The organism is Pseudomonas sichuanensis, from assembly GCF_003231305.1.
Taxonomy (GTDB): Bacteria; Pseudomonadota; Gammaproteobacteria; order Pseudomonadales; family Pseudomonadaceae; genus Aquipseudomonas; species Aquipseudomonas sichuanensis.
Map to the genome: position 1 here is coordinate 1 of NZ_QKVM01000019.1, position 13,106 is coordinate 13,106.

The 13,106-nt window shown below is 65.8% G+C and carries 9 protein-coding genes; 5 read left to right on the top strand and 4 right to left on the bottom strand.

The features are described from left to right. Window positions 1-52 precede the first annotated feature (52 nt). Complete coding sequence (locus DM373_RS12045) at window positions 53-2,185, bottom strand: TonB-dependent siderophore receptor (RefSeq protein ID WP_110993799.1); 2,133 nt, start codon at window positions 2,183-2,185, stop codon at window positions 53-55. 239 nt (window positions 2,186-2,424) lie between these two features. On the opposite strand from DM373_RS12045, the gene DM373_RS12050 reads away from it, so the two are divergent. Next, entirely contained in the window at window positions 2,425-3,438 is a 1,014-nt protein-coding gene (locus tag DM373_RS12050; protein WP_110993800.1) for a transporter, read from the top strand. Here the strand turns inward: DM373_RS12050 and DM373_RS12055 are convergent. Next, entirely contained in the window at window positions 3,389-4,219 is an 831-nt protein-coding gene (locus DM373_RS12055) for a phosphatase PAP2 family protein (protein ID WP_110993801.1), read from the bottom strand. The two genes, DM373_RS12050 and DM373_RS12055, sit on opposite strands and share 50 nt — an antisense overlap. A 2-nt stretch (window positions 4,220-4,221) precedes the next feature. Further along, on the bottom strand, window positions 4,222-4,908 hold the full coding sequence (gene pmrG, locus DM373_RS12060) for a lipopolysaccharide core heptose(II)-phosphate phosphatase PmrG (protein ID WP_110993802.1): 687 nt from the start codon (window positions 4,906-4,908) through the stop codon (window positions 4,222-4,224). A gap of 282 nt (window positions 4,909-5,190) precedes the next feature. On the opposite strand from pmrG, the gene hflK (DM373_RS12065) reads away from it, so the two are divergent. The 4 genes from hflK (DM373_RS12065) to DM373_RS12080 are packed head-to-tail and all read left to right on the top strand — an operon-like array spanning window position 5,191 to window position 11,108. After that, the gene (gene hflK / locus DM373_RS12065) at window positions 5,191-7,170 is read left to right on the top strand and encodes a protease modulator HflK (protein WP_110993803.1); all 1,980 of its coding nucleotides are present in this window, start codon (window positions 5,191-5,193) and stop codon (window positions 7,168-7,170) included. After that, entirely contained in the window at window positions 7,167-8,171 is a 1,005-nt protein-coding gene (hflC, locus tag DM373_RS12070) for a protease modulator HflC (protein WP_425272578.1), read from the top strand. The genes hflK (DM373_RS12065) and hflC overlap by 4 nt, the downstream gene beginning before the upstream one ends. Further along, a complete protein-coding gene (gene hflK, locus DM373_RS12075; RefSeq protein WP_244215065.1) occupies window positions 8,164-9,183 on the top strand; it encodes a protease modulator HflK in 1,020 nt (339 codons plus the stop codon). Before hflC ends, hflK (DM373_RS12075) begins: the two co-directional genes overlap by 8 nt. Beyond that, the gene (locus DM373_RS12080; RefSeq protein WP_110993805.1) at window positions 9,180-11,108 is read left to right on the top strand and encodes a heavy metal translocating P-type ATPase; all 1,929 of its coding nucleotides are present in this window, start codon (window positions 9,180-9,182) and stop codon (window positions 11,106-11,108) included. Before hflK (DM373_RS12075) ends, DM373_RS12080 begins: the two co-directional genes overlap by 4 nt. Window positions 11,109-11,571: 463 nt before the next feature. On the opposite strand, the gene cprA is transcribed toward DM373_RS12080, so the two are convergent. Next, entirely contained in the window at window positions 11,572-12,729 is a 1,158-nt protein-coding gene (gene cprA, locus DM373_RS12085; protein ID WP_110993806.1) for a cationic peptide resistance protein CprA, read from the bottom strand. Between the last annotated feature and the right edge of the window lie 377 nt (window positions 12,730-13,106).

A 13,106-nucleotide genomic window follows, 5' to 3' on the forward strand; every position in this document is an offset into this window, starting at 1 on the left:
GATAGGCGCTGCAACTCTTGCGGCGGACACTGCATGCCCAACCGCAAACCCTTCAGAAGGTATAAGCAACCCCAGCCTGCACCGTCCGCGGTGCACCAGGATACGCATAGGTATTGAAAGCCCCTTCGTCATACCCCTTGTTGAACACGTTCTTCACATCCAGGTTCAGGCGCACATGCTCGTTGACCTTGTAGTAGCTGAGCAGGTCAACCACGCTGTACTGCTCCATGGTGTAGGTCACCGCCTCGGTCTGCCCGTTGCGGTCATCCACGTACTTGACCCCCACACCTAGCCCCAGCCCTTTGGCCAGGCCATCCTGGAACTCATAGGTATTGAGCAGGCTGAAACTGTTGCGCGGAATGTTGGCCAGGCGCGTGCCGCTGGGCAGGCGGTTGTCCTTGGTCACTTCGGCATCGACGTAGGCATAACCGCCGATCACCCGCCACTCAGGGGTGATGTTGCCGGCCACGTTGAGGTCCAGGCCGCGGCTGCGCACTTCGCCGGCGGCCAGGCTGTAGTTGGGGTCGGCCGGGTCGCGGGTCAGCACGTTTTCCTTGACGATGTGGTAGATCGCCGCGTCGACGCTCAACTGGCGTTCCAATGCCTCCCACTTCATCCCCAGTTCGTACGACTTGCCTTTTTCCGGATCGAAGCCGTCGCCCTGGCGGCTGGCACCGGTATTGGGCTTGAACGAGCGCGCCGTGTTGGCGTAGACGGCAATGGTGTCGGTCAGGTCGTAGAGCAGGCCGAAACGCGGGGTGACGGCATTGTCGGCCGCCTGCCAGCCCTTGGCGCCCGGCAGGTAGTTGTCGTAGTCATGCTCGAATCGCTCCAGGCGCACACCCGCCAGCGCCTTCAGGCGTTCGGTCAGGGCCACCTGGTCCTGGACGAACCAGGCCCAGGTCTTGAGGTTTTCCTGGTCGTGGGTGGTGGTGCGGGTCAGGGCAGGGCGCGGCTGGCCCAGCACCGGGTGGTAGATATCGATCGGGTAGGTGCCGTCGGTGGCCGACGAGCGCTGGATGATCGAGCGGTAGTCATAGTCTTCGTACTCGATGCCGGTCAGCAGGGTGTGGCTGAACGCGCCGGTGTCGAAGTGGCCGGTGAGGTTGAGCTGGTAGTCGCGGTCGGTCCACTCCAGCTTGCGGTAGTTGAAGTTGCGCTGCAGGGTGCGGCCGTCGGCCGGTGCCTTGTTGGCTTCCACGGCGTTGCCCTGCAGGGTGCCGTCGAGCCATTGCATGCCACCGGCCAGGGTCCAGTTGTCGTTGAGCATATGCTCGAAGCGCAACTGGGCCATGTTGTTGTCGTTGTGCAGCAGGTTGTCGCTGCCTTTTTCCCAGATATAGGTGTCGCGCGAAGCGCTGCCGGTCTGTGTGGCGTAGCGGGTCAGGCCACGGTCGAGGGGGTGGTTGTTACGCATGAAGTCGCCTTCGAAGACGATCTTGGTGTTGTCGTTGACCTGCCAGCTGAGTACCGGGGCGACGTCGTAGCGCTCGCTCTGGACATCGTCACGGAAGCTCTCGCCGCCCTCGCCAAGCACGTTCAGGCGGTAGGCCAGGCTGCCGTCCTGGTTCAACGGGCCGGTGGCGTCGAGGGTTGCGCGGTGCATGCCTTGATCGTCGAGCTGGCTGCCCAGGGTGACCTTGGATTCGGGCAAGGGTTGCTTGCTGACCACGTTGAAAGTGCCGCCGGGGTCGCCACGGCCGTACAGGGCGGTGGCGGGGCCGCGCAGCACTTCCAGGCGTTCGACGGTATTGGCGTCCGGGGCGTTGGGGTAGCCGCGGTTGATCGGGAAACCGTTGCGATAGAACTCGCCCGTGGTGAAGCCGCGCACGGTGAAGGTGGTCAGGCCCTGGCCGCCGAAGTTGTTGGCCCGGCCAATGCCGCCGGCGTAGTCGAGGGCGTCCTGCAGGCGGGTGGCGCCGGTGTCTTCCAGCACATCCTTGGGCACCACGCTGACCGACTGTGGGGTTTCGTGCAGGGCAGTGTCGGTGCGGGTGGCGCTGGCCGAACGGGTGGCGCGGTAACCTTCGACCGGGCCATCGGCCCGCTCGTAGTCGGCGGCATCGGCATTGATGTTCACGGCTTCAAGCTGAATGCCGGTGCTGGTTTCGAGCGGCGCTGGCGCGGCCCAGCTGAGCATCGGAGCGGCGTGGAGCAGGCACAGCGACACAATCCTGTAACGCATGGGTTCAGGTCCTGGAAAGGGGCACGGGAGAGGGTATTAAAGCGTCGCGATCTTATCTGGTAACAATTCCCATTACCAGAAATTTTGGCATACCGCATGCCAGTTGTGACGGGCGTGCCAGTTCCATGGCAGCCGGCTACAACGGCCGAGGCCTTCAGCGAAAACGTCACGCGACTGTCATGTGACGTTACCTAATATGACCCTCTCTGAAACGGGACTCGCCGAGGTCGCTCCGCCGCATGCTCCCTGCCAATCCGCAAAACCCCGAAACCGACCTGCACGGCTTGCTCTATGCGTACCTCTTCCGCCCGGGCCAGCCCGGTCGCGAGATCGACTCGGCACAGGCGCTGGTACATCTGCAGGCGCCAGCCGACGAGCAGTTCCTCTGGCTGCACCTGAACCTTGCCCACGCCGCCTGCGAGCGCTGGATGAAAAGCCACCTGGACCTGCCCGAGACCTTTTTCGAAACCCTGCGCGAAGGGTCGCGCTCCACGCGTATCGAGCACACCGACAGCGCCTTGCTGGCGGTGGTCAACGACCTGGTGTTCAGCTATGGGGTGATGTCGTCCGACGTTTCCACCTTGTGGGCCTGTGCACGCAGCCGCTTGCTGGTCAGCGCACGGTTGCAGCCGCTGCACTCGGTGGACGAGCTGCGCTCATCGGTAAAGCGCGGCGAGGGGTTCGGTTCGACGGTGGAGTTGCTGGTGCACCTGGTGCGCGACCAGGGTGACCTGCTGACCCGGGTGCTGCGCGAAACCACCTTGAAGATCGACCGCATCGAGGACCAGTTGCTGTCGCTGCGCCTGAGCGACAACCGCGCCGAGCTGGGCAGCCTGCGCCGCGTGCTGGTACGCCTGCAGCGTTTGCTGGCACTGGAGCCGGGCTCGCTGCTGCGGCTGCTGAACCGCCCGCCCGAGTGGTTGCACGAAGAGGATATCCGCCAGTTGCGGGCCTCTACCGAAGAGTTTTCGGTGATCATCAGCGACCTCACCAGCCTGGTCGAGCGGATCAAGCTGCTGCAGGAAGAGATTGCCGCCAAGCTCACCGAAGAGAACAACCGCACCCTGTTCACCCTCACCGTGGTCACCGTGCTGGCGTTGCCGATCAATATCATCGCCGGCTTTTTCGGCATGAACGTCGGGGGCGTGCCGCTGTCGGACGACCCCCACGGCTTCTGGGTGCTGGTGGCGTTGGTGGTGACCTTTACGTTGATTGCAGGGCGCTGGGCGTTTCGCAAGCGTGGCGATTACTGAGCCTTGCTTGCGGCGCTGCCTGGAGGGCCGGGCGGCCGTAGAACAGCAAGGCGGTGAACCAACTGGTCAGCCAGACGAAAATGCCGGCCCAGAAGGTATGTGACATGTAGTGCCAGCCCTGCAGCACCCGGGTGGTGCCGTAGAACATGCCGACCAGCAGGATCGCCACCAGCAACTTGCGCGCATGCAACCAGCGGTGGCGCAGGGCGATGAAGTACAGCGCCAACAGGGTAAAACCGCTGGAGGCGTGGCCGCCGGGCCAGCAACGGCCTGGGCCGGCGCGGTCGAGCCCGTTGAACTGGTCGAACCATTCGTAGCGCGCCTCGGTGCCGCCATACAGCGTGGTTTCCACCGGGCAGTACACCCCGGTGTGGCTCTTCAGGTAGTGGATGACCATGGTGCACAGGCCGAACGCCACCACCACGAACCACAGGTCGCGGCGGTAGCGGGTGCTCCAGCGCATCACCGGGGCGATGCGCGCCGCTTCCAGCAAGCCGATGGCGCGGGCCGAGCGCGAGGCCAGCGGCCACAGCAGCGACAGCAGCACCCCGATCACCGCCAGTTCACCCGTCCAGTCCGGCAGGATCCGCGGCCACTTGTGGGTGAGTTTCTCGAACAGCGCATTGTGCGCGAAGACGAACTGCCCGTTGGCATCCAGCAGCAGGTTGCTGATCCAGCGGTCCAGCTCGGTCAGGTCGAACAGCACGAACACCAGTACCGCCAGTAACAACGGGAAGGCCAGGTTGTTGAGGTAGAAGCGCGTGCGCATGGAAAGCTGCATGGTCACATCCCTTTGCCAGGGGCCAGGTTGCGCCACTGCGTGGCGTTCATCTGGCCAAGAAGCTGTGGTTTGCCGGCACTGTCGAGGGACAGGAACAAGGCACTTGCATAACCGCTGCTGCGTTCGCCGCCGGCTACGCCCAGTTGCCGCTCGAGCTGGTCGATGCAGCCACTGTGGGTCACCAGTACCAGGTTATGGCCGGGCCGTTTGTGGTCGAACACCGCGCTGGCGAAGGTCGCATCGCAACGCGCCACCCAGTCCTGGGTGGTGATGTTCTTGCCGAACATGAAGCCAGCCGTCTGCCGGGTACGCACCTCGGGGCTGGCCAGGATATCGCTGTCCTGCAGCCCCAGGCGCTCGAGCCCAAGGCCCACACCGACAGCGGCGCGGCTGCCGTCCTCGGTGATGCCGGCGGGGTCGCTCAGGCAGGCGGCATGGGAGCGGTCGCAGCGTTCGGCGTGACGCACCAGGACAATGGCCGAGCCCTTGGCCCAGGCCGCATAGGTACCGCTGCGGCTCATCTGCCGCTCGCTGCCGAGGTCGCGTACCTGGGTGCGCGAGGCATACGACACGCCGGCAGTTGCCAGGGTCAACGCCACGCACAGGCCGGCAAGCAATGCCCTGGGGGAGAGCCGAAGGCGTCGGGGTGGCTTCAGGGAGGAGGGTTTGACGAGGGTGCCTTGCAGCATGCAGTCACTCCGATGGTGAGCAATGTTGGATGCAGCGGCACTTGGGGCCACAGGCATCGCGAGTGGCGGCACTTTAAGCAGGCGAATGTCGGGAGACGGTGAGACGGATGTGAAAAATATGCGAGAGGCGCTCTGGTCGATGAAACCGATGAAATATTTCCTCACAATTTTTTCACTGGCGTTGCTATAACATAACGAAATTAACCGTGCCTCGTCTCTGCCACGGCATGCCGGGTGGGTGACTACCTTGCGGCCATGCACCCTTGAGCCTTTGGAGTCTTCATGAGCGTCAACCTGGATAGCCCTGGCCTGGACCTGCAGGGGATTGCGCGCTTCCAGCAAGCGCCCACGCAGGCACGCCGCCTGGGACTGCTGGTTTACAGCGCGGCGGCGGCGGCAGCCTTGCTGGGTGGGTTGGGGTTCTTCGTCGGGTTGTTCGCACCCGCGTCACATTGGGCGCCCTTGCTGAGCATCAATGCTGCAGCCTGGTTGCTGGTGGCCGCCGGCTGCCAGTCGGCCTGGGCGGTTGCCGGCTGGCGTGCCGTTGCCATCGGCCAGCCCCCCGCGCCGTTGGCGTTCTGGCGCAAAGCTGGCCAGGAGGAGGGCGACCCGGAACAGCTCAGCCCCTACGAACGCTGGCTCGAGCGGCTGGGTGCGCTGTGCCGTAGGCAGTTGCAGCGCATTGGCGGCGAGGCACTGTGGCTGTTCGGCCTGGCACTGCTGGCGTTGCTGCTGGTGCAGGCGCATTGGCGGCTCGATCTTCCGGCTGCCGGCCAGGCCAGCCAGGCGAGCTGGTTGGCGGTGGGTACATGGGCGTTGCTGGCCTTCGGGCTGGTGGTGGTCGAGCGCCATCTGGCCAACAGCGACGGCAACGCATGGCCCGAAGCTGCGGCGCTGGCGGCACAGTTGCGCCTGCTGATCGCTGTGCTGGTGTTGTCCATTGCTTGCCTGGCGTTCGCCGACGGCGAGCGGCTGTGGCCGGCACGCCTGGCGGTGCTGATCGGCCTGCTGCCTGGCCTGCTGGCCATCGAGTTGATGTTGCGGGCCGTGCTGGCAGTGTTCAGCCCGCGCCATCCACGCCGCGAACCACAGTGGCTGGCGCGCAGCCTGTTCGCCGGCGCGTTGCAATGGCCACCGCGACCGCTGGCCTACCTGCAGGGCGAGTTGCACCAGCGCCTGGGCATCGACCTGCAACAAATCTGGGCCTTCGGCTTCATGCGCCGTGCCTTGTTGCCGGTGCTAGCACTGGTCGGCCTGGCCGGCTGGCTGCTCACCGGGCTGGTCGAAGTACCCATGGTTGGGCGCGGCGTGTATGAACGCTTCGGCAACCCGGTACAGGTCTATCAACCTGGGTTGCACCTGGGGCTGCCTTGGCCGCTTGGCAACGTCATGCGGGTGGACAACGGCACGCTGCATGAGTTGGCCAGCACTGGCGACGCGGCTGCCGCCGAGCCCCTGGCCGCTGCCGAGGGGCCGGCGCCCGTGGGCGCCAACCGGTTGTGGGATGCCACCCACGTCAGCGAGAACGCCCAGGTGATCGCGGGCAGCGATGGCGGCGCGCAGAGCTTCCAGATCGTCAACATGGACGTGCGCTTCATCTACCGCATCGGCCTGAGCGACGCTGCGGCGCTGGCCGCCACCTACCACAGCAGCGATATCGAGCAGTTGCTGCGCAGCGTCGCCAACCGAGTGCTGGTACACGACTTTGCCGGGCGCTCGCTCGACGGCGTGCTGGGCGAAGCGCGCGAAGCCCTGGGCCAGGATATCGGCAGGGCGGTGCAGGCCGATCTTGACCGGCTCGACAGCGGGGTGGAGATCCTGGCCACGGCGATCGAGGCGATCCACCCACCTGCCGGTGCAGCCAATGCCTACCACGGCGTGCAGGCCGCGCAGATCAATGCCGATGCGTTGATCGCCCGTGATCGTGGCCAGGCCGCACAACAGGCCAGCCTTGCCCGCCAGGCTGCCACCGTGGCCGCCGACTCGGCCAGTGCCGGCGCCCATGAAACCCGGGCCAAGGCCCAGGCTGCGGCGCTGGTGTTCGGTGCCGAACGGGCGGCCTGGGCGGGTGCTGGCCAGGCCTTCGTCCTGGAACAGTACCTGGGCCGGCTGAGCCAAGGGCTGGCCGGTGCCCACAGCCTGATCATTGACCACCGCCTGGGCGCAACCCAGGCGCCGACCCTGGACCTGCGCAGCTATGCCCTGCCGGTGGACCCAGCGGTATCAACCTCCAGTAGCCGCAACCAGGAGCACGCCAAGTGAGCCAGAGCACCCAGGCCGCCCACGACCACCATGGCTGCGACCATGATCATGACCATTCACCTGCTGACCAGGCGCCGGTCGGCTCCGTCCGGCGTCGAATGCTGATCGCCGCGCTGCTGGTGCTGCTGCTCGCCGCGACTGCCAGCCTGGTGCAGGTACGGGTCGGCGAGGCCACCGTCATCACCCGCTTCGGCAACCCCTCACGGGTGTTGCTGGAACCGGGCCTTGCCTGGCGCTGGCCGGTGCCGTTCGAAGCGGCGGTGCCGGTCGACCTGCGCCTGCGCACCACCTCCAGCGGCCTGCAGGACGTCGGTACCCGCGATGGCCTGCGGATCATCGTGCAGGCCTATATCGCCTGGCAGGTGGCGGCCGACCCGCAGAGCATCCAGCGCTTCATGCGCGCCGTGCAGAACCAACCCGACGAAGCGGCGCGGCAGATCCGCACCCTGGTGGGCTCGGCACTGGAAACCAGCGCCAGCGGCTTCCAGCTGGCCGACCTGGTGAACGTGGATGCCAGCCGCGTTCGCATCGACGCCTTCGAGCAGCGTTTGCAGCAGCAGATCGCCGAACAACTGGCGCACACCTACGGCATCAAGGTGGTGCAGGTGGGCATCGAGCGGCTGACCCTGCCCAAGGTGACCCTCGAGGCCACCGTCGACCGCATGCGCGCCGAGCGCGAGACCATCGCCACCGAGCGCACCGCCGAAGGCAAGCGCAAGGCGGCCGAAATCCGCTCGGCGGCCGAGCGTGACGCCCGCATCCTCGAGGCCGACGCCAGCGTCAAGGCCGCGCAGATCCAAGCCCAGGCCCAGGTCGACGCGGCACAGATCTACGCCAAGGCCTATGCCGGTGCCCCTGAGCTGTACCGGCTGCTGCGCTCGCTCGACACCCTCGGCACGCTGGTGACGCCCAGCACGCGCCTGGTGCTGCGCACCGACGCGGCGCCGTTCCGTGCACTGGTGGACGGCCCGGTGCTGCCTGCGGGGCATGCCCATGACTAACCCGCGTGGTAGCGCTTGGCTGCAGGCCGGCGGCGTCGGTTTCATCGCGCTGTATGCGGTGACCCTGCTGGCGGCGCTGGGCTGGCTGTTCGGCAATGTTCGCGAAATCGGCCCGGAGAACCGTGCGGTGGTGCTGCGCCTGGGCGCCGAGTCACGGGTCCAGAATGCCGGTTTGCTGCTGGCCTGGCCGCGGCCGTTCGAACAGGTGCTGATGCTGCCGTCGGCCGACCGGGTCAGCGAGCGCCGGGTCGAGCTGCTGCTGCGCTCGGAGCTGGCGCGCAAGGCCGATCTGGACGGCAAGCTGGCCGGCGATGCCACGGCGGGCTCGGGCTACCTGCTCAGCGGTGACGCGGGCATGGTGCAACTGGACGTGCGGGTGTTCTACACAGTCAACGAGCCTTATGCCTTCACCCGTCAGGGCGAACATGTGCTGCCAGCACTGGAGCGCCTGGTTGAGCGCAGCGCGGTGCAGGTTTGCGCCTCTCGCGACATGGACGCGATCCTGGTGGCCCGCCCCGAACTGGTCGGCGCCGACAGCGGCGTTGCCGAGCGCCGTGAGCGCCTGCGGGGCGACCTGCAGCAAGGCATCAACCAACGCCTGGCGGCGCTCAAGGCGGCCGGTGGCGAACTGGGCATCGAGGTGGTGCGGGTGGATGTGCAGTCCTCACTGCCCGTGGCGGCAGTGAACGCCTTCAACGCCGTGCTCACCGCCAGCCAGCAGGTCGAGCAGGCGATCGCCAGCGCGCGCAACGACGCCGCGCTGCAGTTGCAGCAGGCCACTCAGGCCGCTGACCACACCCAGCAAGTGGCCCAGGCCGAGGGGCGTGAGCGGGTGTCCGGCGCCCAGGCCAGCACGGCGACCATCGTTGGGCTGGGCGGTCAGCAGAGCCCGGACCTGCTGCTGCGCCTGTACCGCGAACGTATTCCCGCCATTCTGTCCCACGCGGGCAGTGTGACCACCGTCGACCCCGGCGATGCCGGGCGCATGATCCTGGAAGGCCCGAAACCATGAGTACTCACCACCACGGCCATCACCACCATGGCCATGTGCATCTCACGGCAGGGCTGTTGTCCAGCGACGAGCGTCGCCAGGCCGCCCGCCAGCTGACCCTGGCCATGCTTGCCCTCGGCCTGCTCGGGTTGGGCCTGGCCTGGCGTTGGCTGGCCCCGGCCCAGGAGGGCGTGGCGCAGCTTCTGCTGGGCTGCGCCTCGCTGCTGGTGGCGGTGCCGGTGCTGCGCTCGGCCTGGTTCAGCCTGCGCCAGCCAAGCCTGCATGGCATCACCGACCAACTGATCGGCCTGGCCATGCTCGGCGCCTGGGCCACCGGTGACCTGGCCACTGCCGCACTGCTACCGGTCATCATGATCTTCGGCCACGTGCTGGAAGAGCGCAGCGTGCTCGGCTCGCAAGAGGCGATCGAGGCCCTGGGGCGCCTGACCCGCAGCCAGGCGCGTCTGATCGGCGCCGATGACCAGGTTCGCGAGGTCGACAATGCCAGCCTGGTGCCAGGCGATCAGGTGGAAGTGCGTGCCGGCGACCGGATACCGGCCGATGGCCGGGTGCTAGAGGGCCATGCCAGCCTGGATACCGCGCCGATCACCGGTGAGGGCGTGCCTCAGGATGTGCAGGCCGGCGCGGCGGTGCATGGGGGGGCGATCAACCTCGATGGCCTGTTGCGCATTGAAGTCACCCGCGTAGGCGACGACTCCACACTGGGCAAGGTCATCGCCCTGATGCAGCGCGCCGAGCAGGCCAAGCCACCGATCACCCGCTTGCTCGAGCGCTATGCCGGGCGTTATCTGCTGCTGGTGTTGCTGATCGCCGCCGCCACCTGGTTCATCACCGCCGATGCCCAGGCGATGCTCGCCGTTCTGGTGGCTGCCTGCCCCTGTGCGCTGGTGCTGTCGGCGCCGGCCACCGCCGTGGCCGGGATTGCCGTTGCCGCGCGGCACGGCATCCTGATCCGCGGCTCGGCGTTTCTTGAGGAACTTGCCGACCTGACCTCGTTGGTGATCGACAAGACTGGCACGCTCACCCACGGCAGCCTGCACCTGCAGCGGATATTGTGCAGTGCATCGGCGTGGCCTGATGACAAGGTCAAACGCCTGGCGGCGAGCCTCGGCACCGCCAGCAGCCACCCGGTCAGCCGTGCCTTGGCCGGGCTGGTCAGCCACGATCGGCTACTGGCCCTGAGCGATCTGCGCGAACGCCAGGGTTTCGGCGTGTTGGCCCGCACCGCCGATGGCGAAGCCGCGCTGGGGCGCCCGGAGCTGTTCCAGCAACTGGGCATCGCCATGCCTGCGGTGCCGGCCCATGACGGCCCGATCGCCGGGTTGGCCCTGGATGGCCGCTTCGTGGCCTGGCTGTTGCTGGCCGACAACCTGCGCGCCGAAGCCGCCGAGGCCATGACGCAACTGCGCGAGCTGGGGTTGGGGCGGCAACTGCTGCTGACCGGCGACCGGCAGAGCGTGGCTGATGCCGTTGCTGCGCAAACCGGGATCGGCAGTGTGGTCGCCCAGGCGCTGCCGCACGACAAGCTGCAGCACGTCAATCAGGAGCTGCAGGCCGGCTTCCGGCCGCTGGTGGTGGGCGATGGCATCAACGATTCTTTGGCGCTCAAGGCGGGTGTGGTCGGTGTGGCCATGGGCGTGGGCGGCAGCGATATCGCCATGGCTGCGGCCGATATCGTGCTGATCAACCCCGACCTGCGCCGGTTGGGTACCTGTGTCCGCTTGAGCCGCTTGTGCCGACGTACCCTGCAATGGAATGTGTTGATTGGGTTGGGCTGGACTTTGGGGATCATCGCTGCGGCGGCGTTCGGGCTGTTGGGGGCGGCTGGGGCGATGATTGCGGCGGTGTTGCACAACTTCAGTACTTTGTTGGTGTTGGGGAATGCTGGGCGGTTGTTGCGGTATGACGAGAGGGGGGTGGACTGAAGATTGGGTGAAGGCCACCAAGTGCCTGGCGGTGTTTTTGTAGCGACCTCAAGACCGAGCGCCGCCCGCGCGGCGCATCGCGGGACAAGCCCGCTCCCACATCTGTTTCGGGCCAGTCTTTCCTGTGCCATTACCTGGTCCGCCTTGTTGGTACGACGCGGTTTTGGCGTGGTCGCTAATGCTGCTCCACATGACTCAAGACATGCACCAAGGCAGGCGCCGATACTTTCACAGAAATAATTGGCCCGAAACAGATGTGGGAGCGGGCTTGTCCCGCGATGCGCCGCGCGGGCGGCGCTCGATCTCACAGGCGCTGCAAAATCACCGGTGAACACCTGGTGGCCTTCACTCAATCTCCCGCCAGGCACCTGGCAGCCTTCCCCCAACCCCAAGCCCATAAAAAAGCCCGGAGCAGGTTCAACCCTGGCCCGGGCAAGCGCGTGTGACGGAGCAGAATGACGAGTTACTTGAAATCCGCCTGCATCTGGGTGGCAATGCTCACCCCATTGGACGACCTGACGCACACATCCAGGTAGTCAGTGAAACGCGGCGGCACAGCGATGCCTTCTTCCAGCAACCGGCTGTTGTCGAACAGGTAGTTCAGATCAGCGAAACCGCTGTACAAGCGCAGCGCGCGCAGCACCAGGCGCGGGTTGGCAGGCCCGATACGGGTGGCAAAGCTGCCGGCCAGGGACTTGAGGTCATCCACATCGACCTTGCGATAACGCTCGCCAACCGGCTCGGCACCGTTGGCCTGGGCAAACGCCTGGTCGATCTCGGCAAAGGTGCAGGCCGAGCTGTGGCCGGCGGAGATGTGGTACAGGTCGTGGTTGAGCTGGGGCTTGCGTGCCAGGCCGATCAGCGCCTCGGCGCAGTAGTCGACCGGGACCACGTCGATCTGCTCGTCGAGCCCGCAGGTGAAACTCTCCAGCGCAAAGCCCATGCGGAACACCCAGAAGATGCTGCCCGATGCCTGGCAGCCGAGGCTGCTGTGGCCGACCACGATGGACGGGCGCGCCACCACCAGCGGTAGGCCTGGCAGCTCTTCGCGCATGCGCCGCTCGATCTCGGCCTTCGAGGCGGTGTAGTCCACCAGTTGCTGCTCGGCCTCGGGGAACTCCCACGACTCGCTGATCGGCGACTCGCGCTGCGGGCCGCAGCTCATCGCCGTGCCTACATGCAGGAAACGCTTCAGGCGCGCGGAGCGGCTGAGCACGTCGGCGAAGGCGTAGGTGCCCTCGACATTGACCGGCCAGATGGTCGGGTTCTTCGAGAACGAGGCCACGGCGGCGCAGTTGATCACCCGGTCGAACTGCATCAGGCGCGGGGTTTGCCCGTCCAGCCAGGAGGTGTCGAGCAAGTCGCCACAAAGGATCTGCGATTCTTCCAGTGCCAGGCAGTCGGCCTGGCTGACGCCATGTTGGCGCAGGTTGGCGCGCAGGCGTTCGAGGCCTTGCGCGGGCGTGTCACCGCGTACCAGGAAGGCGAGGGTGGGGCCCTGGCCGTCGGCAATCAGCTGGGCGGCGACCGACCCACCGAGGAAACCCGTGGCGCCGGTCAACAGGATGTGCTCGCTCGAATCGGCGGCGGTGAAAACTTCACCGTGGTTAATTGCGTTCATGGTTTACCTCGGGGGATAGGGTGACGCGCATTTGAAGTGATGCAATGTCAACGTAATGTGAATACGGCGTAAGTAATAAGTTGGTGCGTCAGTTTGGCGGGCTGTTCGGTCAACTTTAAAAGCGGGCCTGAATAATCGGCGAAAAATGAGCAGGCTGCCGAAAGGCTTGCAGGGCATGGCGTGCAGCGTGCTGGGGGCTATTGTCCATGCCGAGGTTTGACTTTTCAATCACGCAGATGAGCGTGATGTGCGTGTTTGTGTGAAACAATTTTAATAAGTGTGAAAGACCGTAAGCTTTCATGAATGAACATGTAATTTTGTTTAAGTTTGAAAGGCTTCAGGTTTTGTTCAGGTAGTTAATTTGTATATGTGCTAAT

Excerpts from the sequence above, each read along its gene's own strand:
- DM373_RS12045 (WP_110993799.1), bottom strand. The coding sequence starts at position 2,185 with ATGCGTTACAGGATTGTGTCGCTGTGCCTGCTCCACGCCGCTCCGATG.
- DM373_RS12050 (WP_110993800.1), top strand. The coding sequence starts at position 2,425 with ATGCTCCCTGCCAATCCGCAAAACCCCGAAACCGACCTGCACGGCTTG.
- DM373_RS12055 (WP_110993801.1), bottom strand. The coding sequence starts at position 4,219 with ATGCAGCTTTCCATGCGCACGCGCTTCTACCTCAACAACCTGGCCTTC.
- pmrG (WP_110993802.1), bottom strand. The coding sequence starts at position 4,908 with ATGCTGCAAGGCACCCTCGTCAAACCCTCCTCCCTGAAGCCACCCCGA.
- hflK (WP_110993803.1), top strand. The coding sequence starts at position 5,191 with ATGAGCGTCAACCTGGATAGCCCTGGCCTGGACCTGCAGGGGATTGCG.
- hflK (WP_244215065.1), top strand. The coding sequence starts at position 8,164 with ATGACTAACCCGCGTGGTAGCGCTTGGCTGCAGGCCGGCGGCGTCGGT.
- DM373_RS12080 (WP_110993805.1), top strand. The coding sequence starts at position 9,180 with ATGAGTACTCACCACCACGGCCATCACCACCATGGCCATGTGCATCTC.
- cprA (WP_110993806.1), bottom strand. The coding sequence starts at position 12,729 with ATGAACGCAATTAACCACGGTGAAGTTTTCACCGCCGCCGATTCGAGC.